The sequence below is a fragment of the Dactylosporangium sp. NPDC005572 genome (genome assembly GCF_040605515.1).
GTDB lineage: Bacteria > Actinomycetota > Actinomycetes > Mycobacteriales > Micromonosporaceae > Dactylosporangium.
In genome coordinates this window covers 19,603-39,614 of sequence record NZ_JBEXCY010000105.1, presented here as the reverse complement: position 1 = coordinate 39,614, position 20,012 = coordinate 19,603, and the positions used below count along the sequence as shown (strand labels likewise).

The 20,012-nt window shown below is 74.4% G+C and carries 19 protein-coding genes; 11 read left to right on the top strand and 8 right to left on the bottom strand.

The window, feature by feature from the left end; translation table 11 throughout:
* Positions 1-100: 100 nt before the first annotated feature.
* The gene (locus tag ABZS66_RS36820) at positions 101-358 is read right to left on the bottom strand and encodes a DUF3303 family protein (protein ID WP_354765999.1); all 258 of its coding nucleotides are present in this window, start codon (positions 356-358) and stop codon (positions 101-103) included.
* Between the two features lie 136 nt (positions 359-494).
* A complete protein-coding gene (locus tag ABZS66_RS36815) occupies positions 495-1,337 on the bottom strand; it encodes an alpha/beta hydrolase (protein WP_354765997.1) in 843 nt (280 codons plus the stop codon).
* Positions 1,338-1,393: 56 nt separating this feature from the next.
* Between ABZS66_RS36815 and ABZS66_RS36810 the strand changes: the two genes are divergently transcribed.
* The gene (locus ABZS66_RS36810; RefSeq protein ID WP_354765995.1) at positions 1,394-2,044 is read left to right on the top strand and encodes a helix-turn-helix domain-containing protein; all 651 of its coding nucleotides are present in this window, start codon (positions 1,394-1,396) and stop codon (positions 2,042-2,044) included.
* A 71-nt stretch (positions 2,045-2,115) separates the two neighbouring features.
* Complete coding sequence (locus tag ABZS66_RS36805) at positions 2,116-2,898, top strand: hypothetical protein (RefSeq protein WP_354765993.1); 783 nt, start codon at positions 2,116-2,118, stop codon at positions 2,896-2,898.
* Between the two features lie 83 nt (positions 2,899-2,981).
* Here ABZS66_RS36805 and ABZS66_RS36800 read toward each other — a convergent pair whose 3' ends face one another.
* Positions 2,982-3,773 carry a hypothetical protein gene (locus ABZS66_RS36800; protein WP_354765991.1) on the bottom strand — a complete coding sequence of 264 codons (792 nt, stop codon included), beginning with the start codon at positions 3,771-3,773 and terminating at the stop codon, positions 2,982-2,984.
* A 218-nt stretch (positions 3,774-3,991) separates the two neighbouring features.
* Between ABZS66_RS36800 and ABZS66_RS36795 the strand changes: the two genes are divergently transcribed.
* The gene (locus ABZS66_RS36795; protein WP_354765989.1) at positions 3,992-4,363 is read left to right on the top strand and encodes an MmcQ/YjbR family DNA-binding protein; all 372 of its coding nucleotides are present in this window, start codon (positions 3,992-3,994) and stop codon (positions 4,361-4,363) included.
* Here ABZS66_RS36795 and ABZS66_RS36790 read toward each other — a convergent pair.
* Together ABZS66_RS36790 and ABZS66_RS36785 are read right to left on the bottom strand one after the other, a co-directional pair.
* A complete protein-coding gene (locus ABZS66_RS36790) occupies positions 4,348-4,746 on the bottom strand; it encodes a DUF3224 domain-containing protein (protein WP_354765987.1) in 399 nt (132 codons plus the stop codon). The genes ABZS66_RS36795 and ABZS66_RS36790 overlap by 16 nt on opposite strands.
* 57 nt (positions 4,747-4,803) lie before the next feature.
* Positions 4,804-5,439, bottom strand: coding sequence for an SRPBCC family protein (locus ABZS66_RS36785; protein ID WP_354765985.1), 636 nt, complete (start codon positions 5,437-5,439; stop codon positions 4,804-4,806).
* 402 nt (positions 5,440-5,841) lie between these two features.
* Between ABZS66_RS36785 and ABZS66_RS36780 the strand changes: the two genes are divergently transcribed.
* Entirely contained in the window at positions 5,842-6,072 is a 231-nt protein-coding gene (locus ABZS66_RS36780) for a hypothetical protein (RefSeq protein ID WP_354765983.1), read from the top strand.
* A gap of 137 nt (positions 6,073-6,209) precedes the next feature.
* On the opposite strand, the gene ABZS66_RS36775 is transcribed toward ABZS66_RS36780, so the two are convergent.
* A complete protein-coding gene (locus ABZS66_RS36775) occupies positions 6,210-7,724 on the bottom strand; it encodes a GGDEF domain-containing protein (protein ID WP_354765981.1) in 1,515 nt (504 codons plus the stop codon).
* Positions 7,725-7,872: 148 nt separating this feature from the next.
* Between ABZS66_RS36775 and ABZS66_RS36770 the strand changes: the two genes are divergently transcribed.
* Positions 7,873-8,109, top strand: a complete 237-nt coding sequence (locus ABZS66_RS36770; protein ID WP_354765979.1) for a hypothetical protein — start codon at positions 7,873-7,875, stop codon at positions 8,107-8,109.
* A 35-nt stretch (positions 8,110-8,144) separates the two neighbouring features.
* Complete coding sequence (locus ABZS66_RS36765; protein ID WP_354765977.1) at positions 8,145-9,674, top strand: ATP-dependent DNA ligase; 1,530 nt, start codon at positions 8,145-8,147, stop codon at positions 9,672-9,674.
* Here the strand turns inward: ABZS66_RS36765 and ABZS66_RS36760 are convergent.
* Positions 9,656-10,468, bottom strand: a complete 813-nt coding sequence (locus ABZS66_RS36760; protein ID WP_354765975.1) for an SURF1 family protein — start codon at positions 10,466-10,468, stop codon at positions 9,656-9,658. The genes ABZS66_RS36765 and ABZS66_RS36760 overlap by 19 nt on opposite strands.
* Positions 10,469-10,564: 96 nt before the next feature.
* Here ABZS66_RS36760 and ABZS66_RS36755 point away from each other — a divergent pair, with 96 nt between their 5' ends.
* The 5 genes from ABZS66_RS36755 to cobA all read left to right on the top strand — a co-directional run bounded on the left by ABZS66_RS36755 (position 10,565) and on the right by cobA (position 17,330).
* Positions 10,565-13,423 (top strand): cobyrinate a,c-diamide synthase, encoded by a 2,859-nt coding sequence (locus tag ABZS66_RS36755; RefSeq protein ID WP_354765973.1) that lies wholly within the window; start codon positions 10,565-10,567, stop codon positions 13,421-13,423.
* Positions 13,423-13,998, top strand: coding sequence for a GNAT family N-acetyltransferase (locus ABZS66_RS36750; RefSeq protein ID WP_354765971.1), 576 nt, complete (start codon positions 13,423-13,425; stop codon positions 13,996-13,998). The genes ABZS66_RS36755 and ABZS66_RS36750 overlap by 1 nt, the downstream gene beginning before the upstream one ends.
* Before the next feature lie 76 nt (positions 13,999-14,074).
* A complete protein-coding gene (cobC, locus tag ABZS66_RS36745) occupies positions 14,075-15,088 on the top strand; it encodes an Rv2231c family pyridoxal phosphate-dependent protein CobC (protein ID WP_354765969.1) in 1,014 nt (337 codons plus the stop codon).
* 2 nt (positions 15,089-15,090) lie between these two features.
* Positions 15,091-16,134 (top strand): nicotinate-nucleotide--dimethylbenzimidazole phosphoribosyltransferase, encoded by a 1,044-nt coding sequence (gene cobT, locus ABZS66_RS36740; RefSeq protein ID WP_354765967.1) that lies wholly within the window; start codon positions 15,091-15,093, stop codon positions 16,132-16,134.
* Positions 16,131-17,330 carry a uroporphyrinogen-III C-methyltransferase gene (gene cobA / locus ABZS66_RS36735; RefSeq protein WP_354765965.1) on the top strand — a complete coding sequence of 400 codons (1,200 nt, stop codon included), beginning with the start codon at positions 16,131-16,133 and terminating at the stop codon, positions 17,328-17,330. The genes cobT and cobA overlap by 4 nt, the downstream gene beginning before the upstream one ends.
* A 69-nt stretch (positions 17,331-17,399) precedes the next feature.
* Here cobA and otsB read toward each other — a convergent pair whose 3' ends face one another.
* Positions 17,400-19,955, bottom strand: coding sequence for a trehalose-phosphatase (gene otsB / locus ABZS66_RS36730; protein ID WP_354765963.1), 2,556 nt, complete (start codon positions 19,953-19,955; stop codon positions 17,400-17,402).
* Positions 19,956-20,012 lie beyond the last annotated feature (57 nt).

The following is a 20,012-nucleotide window of genomic DNA, read 5'->3' as shown; positions in this document are numbered from 1 at the left end:
GTCCGCGTTGACCTCAACCGACTGGGTGGGCAGCAGGACCGGGGGCGGTTCCTCACGCGAGCCCGGGCGGCGCCGCCGTGCCATCGATCTGTGAACGGGGTCAGGGGACCACCGACGAGGCCTGGGCCGAGGTCAGGACCGGGACGACCTCGAAGTCCACCAGGTCCGACCAGGACGCGATCCACGTCGACAGCAGCGACAGGTCGTCGCACTCCATCAGCTGGAAGCAGCGCCCCAGGCCGGCCTCCACCCAGCTGTCGACGTAGCGCAGGCCGTCCGGGAGGAGGCGGCCCGACGCGCGGGCGCGGGCGTAGACCGGGCGGGGGTCGGCGAAGCGTTCGATCACCATGAACAGCATGGCCGGACCCTAGCGACGGTTTTCCCAACGATGTGGAACGGGTGCCGACGGGGGCTTCGGGCGACCCACGCGTTCCATTGTGGAGCGCCACGGCGGCCGGACCCGGGCCCGCCCGGACCTCGGCCCGGGACGGTCGTCACGCGCCTGCTGCCGCACCGCCCGACGTCGTGGCCGCCGCGCTGCCGAAGAACTCCGCGAACGGCGCGACGAACGCCGGGCGGGCGATGTTCGCCGCGTTGTGCGAAGCGCCCGGGATGACGATCGCCCGGCCCCGCGGGACGACGGCGGCCACCGCCGCACAGTGCTCGGTGAAGTGGCGGCCGCTGCGGGCGCCGGACGCCAGCAGTACCTCTGCCTGGATCCCTGCGTAGTCCGACGCGGGGCCGTTGTGGTCCGCGATGCGGCGGATCTCGGGGCCGGTGGCCGGCAGCAGCTCGGCCATCCGCTTGCCGATCGGCGTGGCCAGGAACAGCCGGGTGATGAACCGGCCGACCGGCACGGGCAGTCGCCGGGCCGTCCCGTCCGAGTCCGCGCCGCGGGCGATCACCGTCATGGCCCCGAGCGTGTCGCCCGCCTCGATGAGCCGCTCCGCCTCGGCGACGAACTCGAACGCCGGGTAGCCGTCGATGCACAGCCCCGGGTCGTACACCGCGATCCGGTCGAGCGGCAGCCCCGCGATGCCGGCCCGCAGCGCCACGAACCCGCCGCCGCTGTGCCCGAACACGGTGCGGGCGCCGGTGTGCTCCAGCACCGCGGCGAGGTCGTCGAGGTCGGTCTGGGCGGTCTCGGTGCCGTCGAGCGGCCGCGAGTCGACCCGGCCGCGCCGGTTGTACAGGTGCACGGTGAACCGGTCGGCCAGCGCGTTCGCCAGCCGGTGGTATTCGCTCTGCGTGATGCCTCCGCCGTGCAGCACCACGACGCCCGGCCCCTGCCCGACCGAGTGGACGGTCATGCCGGCGGCGATCTTCTCGGAGCGCATCCATCTCCCCCTCTGTTTAAAAGTGCGAACGCTGTTTGCAGTTTAGACTCAGGACTGTGCCCGAGACAACCCGCTCCATCTGGTCCCGCCCCGACCGCGGCACGCGCGGCCCGCAGCCGGAGCACTCGCGGGCCGAGATCGCCGCGGCCGCGATGGCCCTGGCCGACGCGGGCGGCCTGGAGGCGGCCACGATGCGCGCGGTGGCGGGGGAACTGGGCACGGCGGCCGCATCGCTGTACCGCTACCTGTCCTCCCGCGACGACCTGCTGGACCTGATGGTGGACGCGGCGCTGGGGGAGCTGCCGCTGGACGGCCCGTCGTCCGGCGACTGGCTGGAGGACCTGGTGGCGCTGGCGGGCCGGCAGCTGGCGCTGTACCGCCGCCATCCCTGGCTGCTGCCGGCGGCGATGCGGCGCGGCACGTACGGCCCCCGGGCGATGGACTACTTCGAGTACTGCCTGCGGACGATGGCGCCGCTGCCCTGCGGTACCGCCGCGAAGATGGAGGCGGTGGGCGTCCTGACCGGCCTGGTCTCGCTGTTCGCCGCCCAGCCCGCCGCCCCGGCCGACCCGGCGGGCATCTTCGCGGCCGCCACCCCGCAGGCGCACCCGCACCTGCTCGCCGCCCTCACGACCCCGGGGCCGCCGCCCGAGCCGGACCTCTTCGACCGCCTGATCCGCGGCGTCCTGCGCGGCCTGCTGACCTGACGCACCGGATCGGCGCGAGCCGCGGACCTGGGGCGCTTCCGCGCGAGCGTCCCGACACATACCCTGCCGCCATGCTCGCGACGATCTTCGCCGGCACCGCCCGGCACCCGCGCCTCGTCATGAGCGGCACGGCGGCCGTCGCGGCGGGCTCCGTCGGGGCGCAGCTGCTGACGTCACCCGAGAGTGGCGTCAGACACGCGATACCGGCGCTGCTGTCCCTGGTGGTACTCGCATCGAGCACGCTGGCCGTCGCCGCCTGGGTGCGGCCCCGGCCGGCGGCGTTCGCGGTCGACGCGCGCAACTCCGCGTTCCGCACCCTGCCGTCGCCGGGCCACGTCTACAACGCGGCCACGTCCGCCCTGATCAGCGCGGCCCAGGTCGCCATGCAGCTCATCCGCCCTGACGCGGAGCAGGACCCGGCCTTCGACCGCCCGTCCTGGCACCTGCTCACCGGCGTCCTCGACGGCCTGTCCGTCGTGCTGGTGGCGCTGAGCATCGTGCTGATCCTCGCGGTGTGGCGCGGCATCGACGTGCAGCTGCGACCGGAGGGCCTGGTCAGCCGGGATCCATTCGGCACCCTGACCGTGCCGTGGGAGGCCCTGGCCGCCGACTCCCTGCCTCGGACCGGGCCGACGTCGACGTCGCTCCTGCTCACCTACGCCAGACCGGACCTGGTCCGCCGCCGCGGCCTGCCGTTCAGCCGGCGCCGGATCCGCACGGACACCGTCAACGCGCTGTTCCTCGTCGACGCCGTCCACCACTACCTCGCGAGCCCGCAGCACCGGCAGTCGATCGGCACCGCCGCCGGGTACGACGCCCTGCTCGGCGCACTGTTCGGCGCGAGGCCGGCGTAGCCCCGGGCGCTCCGGCGGCGGCGGGCCTAAATTGGGCCTGGATTGTCAGGTCGTTCCCTGTGGGTGCCGGACCGTTGCCGGGCTCAGTTGGTGCCGTACTGCTGCTTCAGCGTCAGGTAGTCGCCGAGCCCCAGCCCGCGGTACGCCGTCGAGCAGTCGGGCAGGCCGTCGGTCATCGTCTGCGTGCCGTGCTCGGCGAACGCCACGTGCCCGAGCCCGAACGCGTGCCCGAACTCGTGGGTCACGGTGCCTTCGAGGTCCCAGCGCGAGCCGCAGTTGGCCGGCGTGCGCAGGAAGAACAGCCCGGCGGTGTCGTCGATGAGGATGTCGGCCTCGACGCTGCGGCCGTTGTCCTTGCTGCCGAACCACCAGATGCAGGTGACGGCGAGCAACCCCTTGTTGAGCGGGCCGAAGGACACCGCGTTGTCGCCGTCCCGGTCGCCGCAGCCTCCGTCGGCCGTGACGCCGGCCCGGTGATCGGTCTTCCCGGCGTACGACTCCTGGATCCCCAGGTTCTCGGGCAGGCCGCAGTCGTTGCGGCCGGTGTCCACGGTCGTGGCCGCGCTGCGCAGGGCGGAGACGACGTCGGCGCGGTCGCCGAGGTACGCCGGGATCGTGCGCTCGTTGACCCGCCAGCGCAGCGAGTTGCGCCACCGCATCCCCAGCCAGGTGCCGGCCGGGTCGGCGCACCGCCCGCCGTCCTGGCCGGGCTGCGCGGGGTCGCCGGCCGGCGGCCCGGGGATCACCGGGAGCCAGCCCTTCGACACCCCAGCGCTGGACACGCGCAGTGACGGCCCCGGGTCGCCGTGCGGGCCGGTCACCAACGCGAGCGCGCAGACAAGCAGCAGGACAAGCCCCTGCCGGGTCCTTGGCACGCGTTCATTCTGGTCCGCCGCGCCACCCGGAGAAGTGACTTTCGGTAAATGCGCCCGAGACGCCATGGCGCGCAGGATTCCCCCGGCCGGTCGATCGACACCTGCGCTGCAACCGGCAGCCGGGTGATCGTCGGGCCGACCGACGACCGCGCTCCGCCATCAATTCATCACTGATAGTGTGCAAGCGGCGGACACCGTCGCCTTCTAGGCTGGAGCCCATGCCTGATCTGGTGGACCGCGTGCGGGAGATCTGCCTGGCGTTCCCGGGCGTCACCGAGAAGCTCAGCCACGGCACGCCGCTGTGGTCGGCCCGCAAGGGGTTCGTGCAGATCTGGCCCGACGGTCATCACGACAACGACTTCCCGCACCTGTGGTGCGCCGCCCCGCCCGGCGCGCAGGAGTCCCTCGTCGAGCGGGATCCGCGGCGGTACTTCCGGCCGCCGTACGTCGGGCACCGCGGCTGGGTCGGCGTGCGGCTCGACGGGGAGCCCGACTGGGACGACGTCGAGGAGCTGTGCGAGCTGGCCTACCGCACGGTCACCCCGGCCGCTCGGAGTAGGCCGACGGTTGGCGGTCAGCCCAGTTCGTAGTCCAGCACCAGCGTGTGCGCCCCGTCGTCGGCCACGACGATCTCCGCCGCGCCCCGCAGGCCGGTCAGCTCCCCGGTGCCGGTGTCCGGCACGACCGTCCACGAGCCGCCCTGCTGCCCGCCGGAGCCGCTCGCGGTGTGGTGCAGCACGAACGTCCCCTCCCGGCCGTGCAGGCGGCCCGCGAGGCGCTCGAAGCCCACGTACGCCGCCGAGCCCTCGACCGCCGACCGGCACATGATGGTCTCGGCCTCGCTCGTGCCGGCGAAGTCTCCGGTGAACGTCTTCGTGATGCGCGTGCGCGACAGGCGGGCGCCCGGCCGCTCGTCGTACACGTCCTCAACCCACTCGTCGATGCTGAACGGCGCGGTGGCCCGGTTTCCCATGCGCACCAGCCTGCCCGGGAATCCTGACATCCATTGTCAGGTACCTCCGGCGTCGCCTCAGTCGTCGCCGTGGTGCTGGGACCGGCGGGCGCGCATGATGCGGTCCTGGTCGTGCTGCATCGGGCCGAGGTTGCCGGTCGGCGGCGCGCCGGGGTTCGGGCGCTCGTTCGTCGCGTGTGTCAGGCCCGACGCCGAGGCGATGTCGCGGGCGATCGATGCCGCGCTCCGCCTGGTCGTCGTGGCGGTCTGCCCGGTCTGCCCGGTCTGCCCGGTCTGCTGCGCCTGGTTCTCGCAGAAGCGCTTGAACCCCTTCAGGTCGGCCCTCAGGCGCCGGTTCAGCACCTCGACCGCGTGCTCCTCGGCCGGCATGAGCTCGCGCGCGTCGATCTGGAGCTCGGCGGTGACGCGGGTCTTGTCGTCGGCCATCGGCTCCAGGCGCAGCGCCTCGCTCACCTGCGGGCCGTTCGTCGCCTCCCAGCACACGAACTCGCCGGGCCGTGCCTCGGTGATGCGGGCGTCGAACTCGGTGCGGTTGCCGCCGATGTCGAGCACCATGTGGGCGGTCGAGCCGTCGATCGGGGCCATGCTCATGACACCGGACATGAACTGCGGGTAGTTCTCGAAGTGGGTGAGCTGCTCGTAGGCGACCCGGGCGGGAACGGCCACCTCGATGGACTCTCTGGCGGTGCTCACGGTGGTCCCCCCCTTGTCCGACAAGCCTTGTCAGATCAGACCGTACCGACGGGTACGTCCGGTTTGAGGCAGATTCGCGGTTTTCATCGTTGCTTCCCACGCTACGCGCGCGGAAGCCCCGGGCCACCGGCCCGGGGCTCCCCTGATGCGGACAGGCTGTCGCCGCGCCCGGTGGCCGTTCGCCGGCTGGTGTCGGATCGTTGCCGGGCGGGTATGCGACGTTCCCGGGTGATGCATCGGACGAACGGACAAGAGTCGGCAACCGACGAGTGACAAATGCCAACGCTTCCGAACTAGGCGCCTAAATCAGACGAACGTAGTGTTGATCCGGTAAGCCGCATCACCCGAAAAAGCCGTATTTCAGGCGGCACCCATCCGAACCGAGTTGTCGAGGAGACTGAGATGACCCCGATGCTGATCTCGCGCCCGGCCGTTCACGTCGTCCCCGAACTCGTGGGGGAGCGGTGCGACGCCTGCGGCGCCGCCGCCAAGCTGACGGCGACCTTCGGCACCTCCGGCGACCTGTCCTTCTGCGGCCACCACGCCAAGCGCTACTCGGACCGCATCGCGGCGACCGCCGACAAGGTCGTCGTCGAGGCCGGCTTCGACTGGCGGGCCTCCGCGGAGGTCTGAGCCGCTGAGCCGCGAAGGCCGGGTTCCCCATGGGGGACTCGGCCTTTTCGCGTAATCGGCGGCAAGTCGGTAAAATCCGACAAAGCGCCAATGCCATGCGATTCGTGCGCCGCGAGCCGTCCGCACCGGTGCCACTGCTACGCGGCCTCGAACTCGGAGCGGCGCGAGCGGGGGAGCGGGACCGGCTCCGGCCAGCCCTCGTGCTCCGCCGCGGCCGGCCGCTGGCTCGCCGCCACGACCCGGTCGCGGCCGGCCCGCTTGGCCGCGTAGAGGGCCCGGTCGGCCACCTGGACCAGCTCGTCCGGCGTCTCGGCGTCGCCGGGGAGCACCGCGGTACCGATGGAGACCGTGACGCCGCGGAAGACGCCACCGCCGACGTCGACCGAGCCCGCCGCGACGACCCGGCGGATGCGCTCCGCCAGGGCGGCCAGCCGCGGCTCGTCGGCGTCGGACACCAGCAGCGCGAACTCCTCGCCGCCGTACCGCGCGACCAGGTCGCCCGCGCGGGCGGCGGCGCGCAGCCGGCGGGCCACGTCGCGCAGCACCCGGTCGCCGGCCGGGTGCCCGAAGGAGTCGTTGATGTGCTTGAAGTGGTCGATGTCGAGCAGGACCACGCCGATCGCCCGGTGCCGGCGGCCGGCCTCGGCGCGCAGCCGCTCCTCGAACGCCCCGCGGGTGGTCAGGCCGGTCAGCGCGTCCGTGACCGCGATCCGGTGCTGGGCCGCCACCAGGCCGGCCATCCGGCCCAGGACCAGCAGGAACAGCAGCGCGCAGGCGACCGCGATCACCGGCACGTCGGTGACGTCGCCGCGCCGGTACTGCACCAGCAGCACCACCGGCGCCAGCAGTGACACGGCGCCCAGCGCGACCAGCCGCATCGACGCCGGGGCGGCCGGCCGGGCCTGGAGCGGCTCGTCGATCCGGTGCATCGAGGGGTGCAGGGCGGCCGCGCCGAACAGCGCGTACGTCATGAGCCACAGGAAGGACGACCAGCCGTCGCCGGTCTCGCCGGCCAGCGTGTGGACGGTGTCGCCGCCGGCCATGGTCAGCAGGCCGCCGAGCAGCAGCAGGAAGGACGGCGTGCGGGCGCCCCCGCCCAGCAGCAGCCGCATCGCGATGACGAGGACCAGCAGGTCGCCGACCGGGTAGGCGACCGTCACCGCGCGGGCCGTCGCCGTCATGCCCTCGTCCGCGGTCAGCGGGCCGATGAGGTACACCCAGGACACCAGGCCGGCGCCGATCGCCATGATCCCGGCGTCGAACATCGTGGTGAGCTGCCAGCCGGGGGTCCGGCGGCGGACGAAGCTCACCAGTGCGCCGATGATCAAGGGGTACTGCATGAGGTAGCAGACGTCGGCGAGGCCGGGGAAGACCCGTGGGTCGGCGAGGTACGCCGCGTCGCCGAGGGCGTAGGCCAGCTGGCTCGCGCCCAGCAGGTACCAGCCGCGGCGCCCGGGCGGGCGGCGGCGGTGCGTGACGGCGAGGATCACGCCCGCGGTGATCGCGGAGAGTCCGGTGTACAGCGCGCTGGCCAGCACCGGGACGTCCCCGGTGGTCTGCAGCGCGACGAAGCCGACGGCGGTCAGGGTCCCGAACACGGCGAAGAGCGCCCAGACGGGCGGCTTCGTGTCGTGCTCACGGACGGTAGTCACGTTCTCTATTGTCCGTCATGGAGGCCCGTGTGCAGTCCCCCAGTCGGTCTTTTGTCGCCTGCTGTATCCCACCCTGTCCGCAACCCGGCGGACACGCTGGTGCTCCGGGCGGAGAGTGTGCTGGACGACACGAGAAAGGAGCACGGTCATGACGCCGCAGCTGCTCGAACACGTCAGGGCCGAGGCGCTCTTCGTGTCCGACGTGCAGTCCTCCGAGTCACTGAGCGTGGAGGGCATCCGGACCGCGGTCCTGGTCGCCGTCCGGCGGCACGGGCCGCGCGGGTGTGCGGCGCTGGTTGCGCACGAGTTCGGTGAGCACCCGGACACGGCGGTCAGCCGCATGGGCTGGGTGCTGCGCCAGGTCCGCCAGGCGTACGCCGGCTAGGGGTTTTTGTCAGACCCCTGGTCCAGAATCCGGGTATGCGGTTTGCTTCGCTGGCCACGGCCTCTGCGGCGGTCGCCGCCGCCTCCGGGCGCAACGCCAAGATCGACCTGCTCGCGGCGGCGCTGCGCGACCTCGGCGCCTCCGGCGACGAGCGCACCGTGTCCGCCGGTGCCGCCTATCTCTCCGGCGAGCTGCGCCAGCGCACGACCGGGGTCGGCTGGGCGTCGCTGCGCGACCTGCCGCCGCCCGCGGCCGAGCCGTCGCTGACGGTCGCCGACGTCGACCTGGCGTTCGAGCGGATGTCGCAGGCCTCCGGCAAGGGTTCCCAGGCCGTGCGCAAGGGCCTGGTCAGCGACCTGTTCGGCGCCGCCACCGAGCCCGAGCGGCGGCTCCTCACCGGGGTGCTCAGCGGCGAGCTGCGCCAGGGCGCGCAGGCCGGCCTGCTGGGCGAGGCGCTCGCCCGGGCCGCCGGCCTCCCGCCCGCCGTCGTCCGCCGGGCCCTGCTGCTCGCCGGCGACCTCAAGGCGGTCGCCGCCGACGCGCTCGTCGGCGGGCCCGAGGCGCTCGCCGCCTACCGGCTGACCGTCGGCCGCCCCCTCGCCCCGATGCTCGCGCAGAGCGCCCCGACAGCGGCCGACGCGCTGGCCGTCACCGGCACCCCGGCCGCCGCCGACGTCAAGATCGACGGGGTGCGCATCCAGGTCCACCGGTCCGGCGACGACGTGCGCGTGTTCAGCCGCAGCCTCGACGACCTCACCGCCCGGGTCCCCGCCGTCGTCGCGGCGGTGCGGGCCCTGCCGGTCGACGCCGTCGTGCTCGACGGCGAGGCGGTCGGGGTCGACGCCGGGACCGGCCGCGCGATTCCGTTCCAGGAGACCTCCAGCCGGGCCGCCCGGCGCGACGGCGTCTCCGTGCTGCACCCCTTCTTCTTCGACGTCCTGCACCTCGACGGCGAGGACCTGCTCGACCGGCCGGCGGCCGAGCGGTGGGCGGCGCTGGAGCGCGTCGTGCCGCCCGAGCTGAGGGTCGGCCGCACCGTGCTCACCGCCCCGCAGGATGCGGAGGAGGCCTTCGCCCGCGCGGTCGCCGCCGGGCACGAGGGCCTGGTGATCAAGTCGGCCGCCGCGCCCTATGACGTGGGCCGGCGGGGCGGCGCCTGGGTCAAGGTCAAGCCCCGGCACACCCTCGACCTGGTCGTCCTCGCCGTCGAGCGGGGCCACGGCCGGCGCAAGGGCTGGCTGTCCAACCTCCACCTGGGCGCCCGCGACCCGCAGGCCGGCGGCTTCGTGATGCTCGGCAAGACCTTCAAGGGCATGACCGACGAGATGCTGCGCTGGCAGACGGCCCGCCTCGGCGAGCTGGCGGAGTCCGACGACGGGTGGGTGGTGACGGTCCGGCCGGAGCTGGTGGTGGAGATCGCCTTCGACGGCGTCCAGACGTCGTCGCGCTATCCGGGCGGCGTGGCGCTGCGCTTCGCCCGGGTGCTGCGCTACCGCGAGGACAAGCGCCCCGACGAGGCCGACACGATCGACGCCGTGCGGGCGATTCACCGGGGTGCGGCGTGATGCTCCTCGGCCTCGTGCTCCTCTTCCTCCTCGTCGAGGAGGTCGCCCGTCGTGGGGCCGTGCGCCTCCTTGCGGGCCAGGTAGACGAAGCCGTAGAAGGTCAGCAGGGCGAAGAGCCACCACTGCAGCACGTAGCCCGCGTTCTGCAGCGCGTTCTCCTTCTCCGGCGCCACCGCCGTCAGGCCGGCCGCGGGCTGGTCGGAGGTCACGTAGGCGTCGAAGATCGCGTAGGGGAGGGCCGGGGCGATGGCCGACGGTGTGATCCGGCGGATCTCCGAGCGGCCGTTGACCTCCTGCGGGGCCCCGCCGCGGCTCTCCGCCGGACGCAGCCGCCCGAGCACCGTGACCTCGCCGTCCGGCGCGGCCGGCACCTGGGGTGCGGCCAGCGCGCCGCCGGCCGCGGGCGCCACCCAGCCCCGGTCGACCAGCACCGCCGTGCCGTCGGCGAGCACCAGCGGGGTGATCACCTCGAAGCCCACGCGGCCCTCGACCGTGCGGCCGCGCACCAGGATCTCCTGCGACCGGTCGAAGCGGCCGGTCACCCGCACCCGGGTCCACTCGGTGTCGCCGGCCGGGGCCGGCCCGACCGAGCCGGGCGCGCCGGTCGGCTTTCCGACCAATTCGGTGAGCGCCACCGGCGTCGCCGTGGTGCCCGCGGAGATCCGGGCGTTGACCGCCGCGCGCTGGTGATAGCGGTCGAGCTGCCAGAAGCCGAGCAGCACCATGACGGCCGCCGCGGCGACCGTCAGCGCGGCATAGCCGAGCCAGCGGGGCGACGCGAGAAACCGGTACACATCGTGCACGGTATCGCGAGCGCTTCGGAGCGTCGCTATGGCGCCCACCCGGTATCGTCCGGGACACACGTCTGCCCCGACGCCGGAGGAGCACCGATGAGCACGATCCCGCGGCTTGTGATCAGCGCGCCGTCGTCCGGACACGGCAAGACCGCGGTGTCGGTCGGCCTGCTCGCCGCGCTCTCGGCCCGGGGTTACCGAGCGGCCGGTTTCAAGATCGGCCCGGACCACGTCGACGCCGCCTACCTGGGCCTCGCCGCCGGCCGGCCGGGCCGCAACCTCGACCCGCGCATGGTCGGCGCGAAGCGGATGGGCCCGCTGTTCGCGCACGGGGCCGCCTCGCTGGACATCGCGGTCGTCGAGGGCACGATGGGCCTCTTCGACGGCCTCGCCGGGCGCACCGACAGCGAGTCCACCGCGCAGATCTCCGGGTTGCTGCGCGCGCCGGTGATCCTCGTCGTCGACGTCGGCGCGATGGGGCAGTCGGTCGCCGCGCTCGTGCACGGCTTCCGGGCCTACGACGAGCTGCTCTGGCTCGGCGGCGTGATCCTCAACCGGGTCGCCTCCACCCGGCACGAGCAGCTGCTCCGGGAGGCCCTCGACGACATCGGCGTGCCCGTCCTCGGCGCGCTGCGCCGGCACGCCCTCACCGACGTCGGCGACGCGGGCGCCCCGCTGCCGTCCCGCCACCACGGCGTCGCCCCGGTCGTGCACCACAACATCGACGCCGTGCGCGCCGTGCGCCGCCTCGGCGAGGTCATCGCCGGCGCCGTCGACATCGACCGCACGATGGCCCTGGCCCGCTCGGCCCCGCGGCTCACCGCCGACGCGTGGAACCCGGAGTCCGAGGTGGCCCTGGCCGGCGTGTCCGACGCCGCCATCTCGCCGCTCGCCGCCACCCGCATCGGCCGGCGCCCGGTCATCGGCGTCGCGTTCGCCTACCCGGAGACCGCCGAGCTGCTCCGCGCCGCCGGCGCCGACGTGGTGCCCTTCGACCCGCTGCGCGACGAGATGCTGCCCGACGGCGTCGACGGCCTGGTGATCGGCGCGGCCCTCCCGGAGTCCTATGCGGAGGAGCTGACCTTCAACAGCCGCCTCCGCGCCGCCGTCGCCTCCCACGCCGCCGCCGGCAAGCCGATCGCGGCCGAGGGCACCGGCCTGGTCTGGCTGTGCCGCGACTACAACGGCCGCGCCATGTGCGGCGTCGTCGACGCCTCGGCCCGCGAGACCGACCTCGTCGTCCTCGGCTACCGGGAGGCCACCGCCCGTAGCTCCTCGGTGCTGCTGCCGGTCGGCACCCAGGTCGTCGGCCACAAGATGCACCGCACCACGGTCACCCCGCGGGCCGGCCTCCAGGCCGCGTGGACCTGGGCCGGCGGCCCGGCCGAGGGCTTCGTGCAGCGCAGCGTCCACGCCTCGTACCTGGGCCTGCACTGGGCCGGCACGCCGGGCATCGCGAGCCGCTTCGTGGCCGCCGCGAGCGCCACCGCCGCCCCGGCCCCGGGCCAGTGGACGACGCCGACCGCCAACCCGTACGGTCGCCCGCCGTCGGCCGTCTCCACCGCCCAGGTGGGTTCCCCGCACATCCCGGCCGGGACGATCCCGACCGCCCAGGTCCCGACCCCGGCGTACGCGCCGGTCTCCGCGGCCCCGCTCGCAGCCGCCCCTCTACCCGTTGCGGGCGTCGAAGGCGGCCCGGCCCGCCCCGTGCGCGGCCTGCCGTCGACCCTCCAGCTTCCGGGCGACGTGGCCGCTCCCGGCGACGCCCCGGCCGACCCGCCGACGGTGGCCGTGAGCTCGTCGGCCCCGGCCGTTTCGCCGGTCTCGAACGGTCCGTCGACCTCGGCCGGTTCGTCCGTTTCTTCCGTGCCGGCTGGGCCCGCGGTTCCGGCCGCGGCGTCGTCGCTGCCGCCGAACGCTCCGACCTCACCCGGTGCGTCGTCCCCGTTCGGACCGGCGCTGGGGCCTTCGGTCCCCACTCCCTGGACGGCCACGCCGCCCGCCGAGGTCTCCGCGCTGTCGGGCGCCGCCCCGACGGGTTCCCTGTACGGTGCGCCGGCGGCCGGCGCCTCGCTCGCCGACGCTCCGGCCTCGTCGCCGGCCGTGTCCTCCGTGTCGTCCGTCCCGTCCGGCTCGGCCCTGGACCCGGCCGCCGTGTCGTCGGTCGCCTCCGCGGGGTCCGGTGCCGGCGTCGCGCTCGACGGGGCCGGCCCCGGCGACGACCCGACCACCGTGCTGGCCCCGGCCGGCACCACCGGGACCGGCGAGGCGGGCCCGTCCACCGCGACGGACGGGGCGAGCGTCGGGGTGCCTTCCGGGCCGAACCCGCCCGCGGAGGCCGCCGGCCTGCCATCGTCTGGGGTTGTGCCGACGACGACCCTCGCCCCCGACACCGGCCCCTCCGAGCAGCCCGCGTCGTCGCCGGTCTCGTCGGCGGCCGTCGACGCGGTGCCGTCCGCGGCGGCCCAGGTCTCCACGCCGCCCGGGGTGGCGGTCGAGGACCAGCTCCGCGCGGCCACCCCGGCCACGTCCGCGGCGATGCCGGTCTCGTCGGCCCCGATGCACCAGGTGACCGCCCCGGTCTCCGCGGCGCCCGCCGGGGTGACGGCGATGCCCGCCGCCGGCTCCGACCTGGTCGCGCCGCCGCCGGTCGAGCTCGCCGACCCCGCCGACTACGTGTCGGCCCCGCCCGGCGAGTACGCCGTGGCCGAGGCCCCGGTGTCCGGCGCGCCACTGTCCACGAGCGTCCCGGGCGGCTCGGTGTCCGCGCCGCCGCTGGGCCTGGACGCCGCACCCGGTGCACTCACGGACGAACCGCTCGCCGCGCCGGGTGCCGCGGCGCCTGCGGGCGAGTCCGGCGGCGCACTGGCCGGCGACGGTGATGGTGACGAGGACGGCGCGGACGGGCGGGACGGTAACCGGCCCGGAGCCGGTGGGAGCGGTGAGGCGGCCTAGTGTCCACATGGTCGGTGGCGCTGCGGCGCTTTCCCTCGCTGGTGGTGCAGACGCCGCGGTTGTCGGTGCGGCCGCTGTGCGGCGACGACGACAAGCGGGTCGGTGAGATCTTCGCCGACCGGCTGGTGCGGCGGTGGCTGCCGGTGGCGCCGGACGACGAGAGCGAGTTCGACGGGTACGCATGGTGCACCGAGCTCGCCGTCGAGCGCCGGGACAGCGGGGCCGGCGACCACTACGGGGTCGTGCGGCGGGAGGACGAGCGGCTCGTCGGGTGCCTCTGGACCAAGAACACCGACTGGCTGACCCGGTCGACCGAGGTCGCGTATGCGGTGGCCGCCGACGCCCGCGGGTACGGCGTGGCGCCGGAGGCCGTCGCCGTCCTGGCCTTGTCGCTGCTGCTGGAGCACCGCTTCCTGCGGATCGAGGTGCGCGTCGCGCCCGGCAACGTCGCGTCGCGGCGGGTCGCGGAGAAGGCCGGCTTCACGTACGAGGGGCTGCTGCGCAACGCCGGCTCGCTGCAGAGCGGCCGGGTCGACCTGGAGAGCTGGTCGCTGGTCCCGGCCGACATCCGCTGAATCAACACTCGCAGCGTGCGCGTGATCACAATCCTGAGCTAGGACAAATCGACTCCGGATACGCGACGATCGCCTGATGCTGCGGTTCCACGGTGATGCCGAGGTCGCGCCCGGCCTTGTCGACCTGGCGGTCAACGTCCGGCAGGAGGCAGCGCCGCCCTGGCTCTCCGGGCCCATCGCCGCCTCGCTCGCGCACCTCGCGCGGTACCCCGACCCGGCCGAGGCCACGGCCGCGATCGCCCGGCGGCACGGCCGGCCGGCCGACGAGGTGCTGCTGACGGCCGGGGCGGCGCAGGCCTTCACGCTGCTGGCCCAGGCCTTCCGGCCGGAGCGGGCGCTGGTGGTGCATCCGCAGTTCACCGAGCCCGAGAGCGCGCTGCGCACGGCCGGGCACGCGGTGGACCGGCTGATCCTGCGCCCCGACGACGGTTTCGCGTTGTCAGCGGTACCCCAGGACGCCGACCTGGTGGTCCTGGGCAACCCGACGAACCCGACGTCGGTGCTGCACCCGGCGCGCGAGGTGGCCGCCGTCGCGCGGGAGGGCCGGATCACCGTCGTCGACGAGGCGTTCGCCGACACCGTGCCCGGCGAGCCGGAGTCCCTCAGCCGCCGCCGCGACCTGCCCGGCCTGCTGGTGATCCGGAGCCTGACCAAGACCTGGGGCCTGGCCGGGCTGCGGATCGGCTACGTGCTCGGCCCGCCCGGCCTGCTCGCCCGCCTGGCCGAGCACGCTCCACTGTGGAGCGTGTCGACGCCGGCCCTCGCCGCCGCCCTCGCCTGCGCCTCGGACCTGGCCGTGGCCGCCGAGCACGACATCGCCGTGCGGCTGGCCGCCGACCGGGCCCACCTCGTCGGCGCGCTGGAGCGGGTCGCCGGCGTCCCGGTCGCCGGCCGCCCGGCCAGCTCGTTCGTCCTCATCCGCGTGCCGGACGGCATCCGGGTCCGCGAGGCGCTGCGAACCCGCGGGTTTGCGGTGCGACGTGGCGAAACCTTCCCGGGGCTGGGCCCGGACTGGTTACGTATTGCCGTGCGGGACACTGCCACGAGTGACGCCTTCGTCGCGGTGCTGTCGAACGTCCTGGGAGGATGATCATGCTCAACGAGACACTCGCGGCGATCGGGCCGCTCGACGACGAGGCGATCGCCGCCGCGCGGGCGCTCCAGGCCCGCCTGACCAAGCCGGCCGGTTCGCTCGGCTCGCTGGAGACCCTGGCCGTGCGGCTGGCCGGGCTGGCCGGCGCCTGCCCGCCGCCGATCCCGCAGCCGGCCGCGCTGGCGATCTTCGCCGGCGACCACGGCGTGCACGAGCAGGGGGTCACGCCCTGGCCGCAGGAGGTCACCGCGCAGATGGTGGCCAACTTCGTGGCCGGGGGAGCGGTCGTCAACGCGTTCGCCCGCCAGGCCGGGGTCGACGTGACCGTCGTCGACGTGGGGGTCAAGGCCACCCTGGAGCCGTCGGCCGGGCTGCTCGACCGCAAGATCCGCCCGGGCACCCGCAACCTCAGCGTCGAGCCGGCCATGACCCGCGACGAGGTGCTGCGGGCCCTCGTGACCGGCATGGAGGTCGCCGACGACCTGGTGAACGGCGGCGCGCGCGCCCTGCTCACCGGCGACATGGGCATCGCCAACACCACCCCGTCGGCGGCCCTCATTGCGGCGTTCACGCACGCCGACCCGGCCGCGGTCACCGGGCTCGGCACCGGCATCGACAGCGAGACCCACGCCCGGAAGGTGGCGGTCGTCACGTCGGCCGTCGTCGGGCTGCACGCCGAGGACCCGGTCGACATCCTGGCGGCGGTCGGCGGCCTGGAGCACGCCGCGCTCACCGGGTACATCCTGCGGGGCGCCGCGCGGCGGGTCCCGGTCATCCTCGACGGCGTCATCGCCGCGTCCGCCGCGGTCGCGGCGCACGCGATGGCCCCGGCCAGCGTGTCGGCCATGGTCGCCGGGCACCGGTCGGCCGAGCCGGGCGCCGGCGCCGCGCTGAGCTATCTTGAGCTCGAACCGCTCGTCGATCTGGGCCTGCGCCTCGGCGAGGGCACCGGCGCCGTCCTGGCGCTGCCGATCGTGGCCAGTGCTGTCCGCGTGTTGCACGAGGTAGCCACTTTCGATTCCGCTGGAGTAGCCCACAAGTGACCCCATACCCCCTCGGTCTGCAACTGGACGGGCTGCGCGTGCTGGTGGTCGGCGGCGGTGTCGTCGCCACCCGCCGCGTGCCCGCCCTGCTCGACGCTGGCGCGGACGTCGTGCTCGTCTCGCCGCACGTGACCCCCGCCCTCCAGGCGCACGTCGACGCCGGCCGGCTGACCTGGCTGGCCCGCCGGTTCGAGGCCGGCGACGTCGACGACGCCTGGCTGGTGCACGTGGCGGTGAACGACCCCGCCGCCGCGGCGGAGGTCAGCCGGGCCGCGGCGCAGCGGCGGGTCTTCTGCGTGCGCGCCGACGACCGGCACGCCGCCACGGCCTGGACGCCGGCGGTGACCCGGCACGGCGCGCTCACGGTGGCCGTGCTGGCCGGCGGCGACCCGGTCCGGGCGGTCGCCGTCCGCGACGCGATCGCCGAGGAACTCGCCGGCGGCTTCGGCGGGGTCCGCCCGCCCGACGCGGCGCCCGGCCGGGTGGCCCTCGTCGGCTCCGGCCCGGGCGACCCGGAGCTGCTGACCGTCCGCGGCCGCCGCCTGCTGGCCGCCGCCGACGTCGTCGTGATCGACCGGCTCGCCGCCGGCCTGCTGCTCGACGAGCTGCGGCCCGAGGTGGAGGTGTTCGACGCCTCGAAGATCCCCTACGGCCCGTCCGCGGCCCAGGAGGAGATCAACCGGGTGCTGGTGGACCGGGCGCTGGCCGGGAAGTTCGTCGTCCGGCTCAAGGGCGGCGACCCGTTCGTGTTCGGCCGGGGTGGTGAGGAGATCCAGGCGTGTACCGCGGCCGGCGTGCCGGTGACGGTCGTGCCGGGCATCTCCAGTTCGATCGCGGTGCCCGGGGCGGCCGGCATCCCGGTCACTCATCGCGGCCTCGCCCACGAGTTCACGGTCGTCTCCGGGCACCTGGCGCCCGGCCACGCGGACTCGCTCGTCGACTGGCCGGCCCTGGCCCGGCTGCGGGGCACCCTGTGCGTGCTGATGGGGCTGAAGAACCTGCCGTCGATCGCGGCGGTGCTGCAGGAGCACGGCCGGGCCCCCGACACGCCCGTCGCCGTGATCCAGGAGGGCACCACGCGGGACCAGCGGGTCGTGCGGGCCACGCTGTCGACGGTCGCCGACGCGGTGAAGGAGGCGGCGATGCGCCCGCCGGCCGTGGTGGTGGTAGGCCCGGTGGTGGACGCGTTGCTCTAGCCGCCGCCGTTTCCAGCGCGCGATAGCGGTGGGGGCGCCGGCCCGTGCGGGTGGCGCCCCCGGCGAACGCTACGAGCGGTCGAGCTCCAGCGCGCAGCGGATCAGGCCCAGGTGCGAGTAGGCCTGGGGGTGGTTGCCCAGGGCCCGCTCGGTGAGCGGGTCGTACTCCTCGGGGAGCAGACCGGTCGGGCCGGCGCACTCGATGAACTGGGCGAAGAGCTCCTCCGCGTCGGCGCGGCGGCCGGTGCGCAGGTACGCCTCGATCATCCACGTCGTGCACAGGTGGAACCCGCCCTCGACGCCCGGCAGGCCGTCGTCCCAGCGGTACCGGTAGACCGTCGGGCCCTCGCGGAGGTCGGCCTCGACCGCCAGCACCGTGGAGAGGAACCGCGGGTCGTCGTCCTGGAGCAGCCCGGAGAGGCCGATCCAGAGCACCGACGCGTCCATCTCCTCGTAGCCGTAGGCCACGGTGTAGGCGCCGATCTTCTCGTTCCAGCCCTTGTCCAGCACGTTCTCCGCGATGGTCGCCCGCAGCGAGCGCCACACGTCCGGCACCGGGCGGCCCTGGCGCTCGAACAGCTGGATGCCGCGGTCGACGGTCATCCAGCACATGACCTTGGAGTACACGTAGTGGCGGGGCCGCCGGCGGGCCTCCCAGATGCCGTGGTCGGGCTCGTGCCAGCGCCGCTCGACCGCCTCGACCATCGCGTTCATGAGCGCGAAGTCGCCCTCCTCGGGCGGGCGGACGTCGGCCAGCGTGCAGATCAGGTCGGCGACCGGGCCGAACACGTCGAGCTGGACCTGGCCGTTGGCGGCGTTGCCGACCCGCACCGGGCGGGAGCCGGCGTAGCCGGGCAGCGCCTCGATCACGGCCTCCGGGCCGAGCTCGGTGCCGTCCAGGTTGTACAGCGGGTGCAGCCGCTCGGGGTGCCCGTCGGTGTTGTCGGAGACCCGCAGCGTCCAGCGCACCAGCGACTCCGCCTCCTCGGTGGAGCCGAGGTCGACGAGCGCCTTCGCGGTCAGCGAGGCGTCACGCAGCCAGCAGTACCGGTAGTCCCAGTTGCGCGAGCCGCCGATCTCCTCCGGCAGCGACGACGTCGCCGCGGCCAGGATCGCTCCGGTCGGCTTGTGCCACAGCCCGCGCAGGGTCAGCGCGCTGCGCTTGACCAGGTCGCGGGCCACCGACGGCAGCTTGAGCGACTCGGACCAGTCGCGCCACGCGGCCTCGGCGGCGATCTGCCGCTCGTGGACGGCGACCCGGGGCGGCTCGATCGAGTCGGTGCCGAGCCGCAGCTCGAGCATCGCCGACCCGCCGATCGCGTTGAGGTCGACCGTGGCGCGGGCCAGGTCGCTGTGGCCGTCGGAGGTGATGTCCCACTCGATGCCGGGCGAGTAGAGCACCATCGGCTCGTTCGAGCCGAGCACCAGCAGGCCGTCGTCGCCGATCGGCTGCAGGCGGATGTGCACCTGGCCGAAGTCGGGCCGCGGAACGAAGTCGAGCCGCGCCCGGGAGCTGCCGGACAGCACGCGGATCAGCGAGTTGCCGGTGGGGTGGTGGTCGAGCCAGTCCGTGACGGTCAGCCCGGACCACCGGGTCTCGACCGTCATGGTCCCCGGCCGGTACCGCTGCCCGAGCGGGATCCCGCCGCGCTCCGGCTGGACGGTGAAGTGCCCGGCCGCCGTGTCGCCGAGCAGGTCGGCGAAGACCGCGCCGGAGTCCGGCTTCGGGTGGCACAGCCAGGTGACCCGCGCGGCCGGCGTCAGCAGCGCGACCGTGTGGGTGTTGGAGAGCATCGAGTGCCGCTCGATCGGCACCGCCTGCTCGCCGAAGAGCCAGCGCCGCCGGGTGTGCAGCAGCAGCTCCAGGATCGCCACCGCCGCCTCGGCGTCGGGGACGCTGAACCGGGCCTGCGTCTCGTCGCCGGCGCCGACCTTGATGCCCAGGTCGGGACCGTGCAGGTGGGCGAACGCCTTCTCGTCGGTCGCGTCGTCACCCAGGTAGACGATCGCGCTCGCCGAGACCTGCATCCGCAGGGCGTCGACGGCCAGGCCCTTGTCGGTCGGCACCACCGACAGCTCGATGACCTCCTTGCCGGTGGTCACCTCGATGTCGGGCCAGAGGGCGGCGCCGCTGCGCACGGCGTCGAAGACCCGCTGGGCCACGTCCCGCGGGGCGGCCCGGGTGTGCACGGCGATGCTCGCGGGCTTGCCCTCGAGCCGCACACCGGGCTGGTCCTTGCAGATGGCGGCGAGGGCGCTCTGCAGCTCGGCGCGGCGCTGCTGGCGCTCGAGCGGCAGTTCGTCGACGAAGCCGACGTCGAACTCGGAGCCGTGGCTGCCGACCAGTCGCACCTCGGCGGGGAGGCGCGACAGGGCGGCGAGGTCACGCAGGGCGCGTCCGCTGATCACGCCCACTGTCGTCTGCGGCAACGACGACAGCGCACGGACGGCGGCTACGGATTCGGCAGTGGGGGTCGCCTTGGTTGGGTCGGCGACGATCGGTGCGAGGGTGCCGTCGTAGTCACACGCCACCAAGAGGTTGGGCACGCGTGCGACGCGCAGCACCGCCGCGCGGAGGTCCGGGTCGAGCGAGAGGACGTTGCCTGTCGCCGAATGTTGGTTCATGTCCGGCCTGTTCGTGGGAGCGATGGAGGTCGTTGGTACATCGGAGGTGGGAACGGC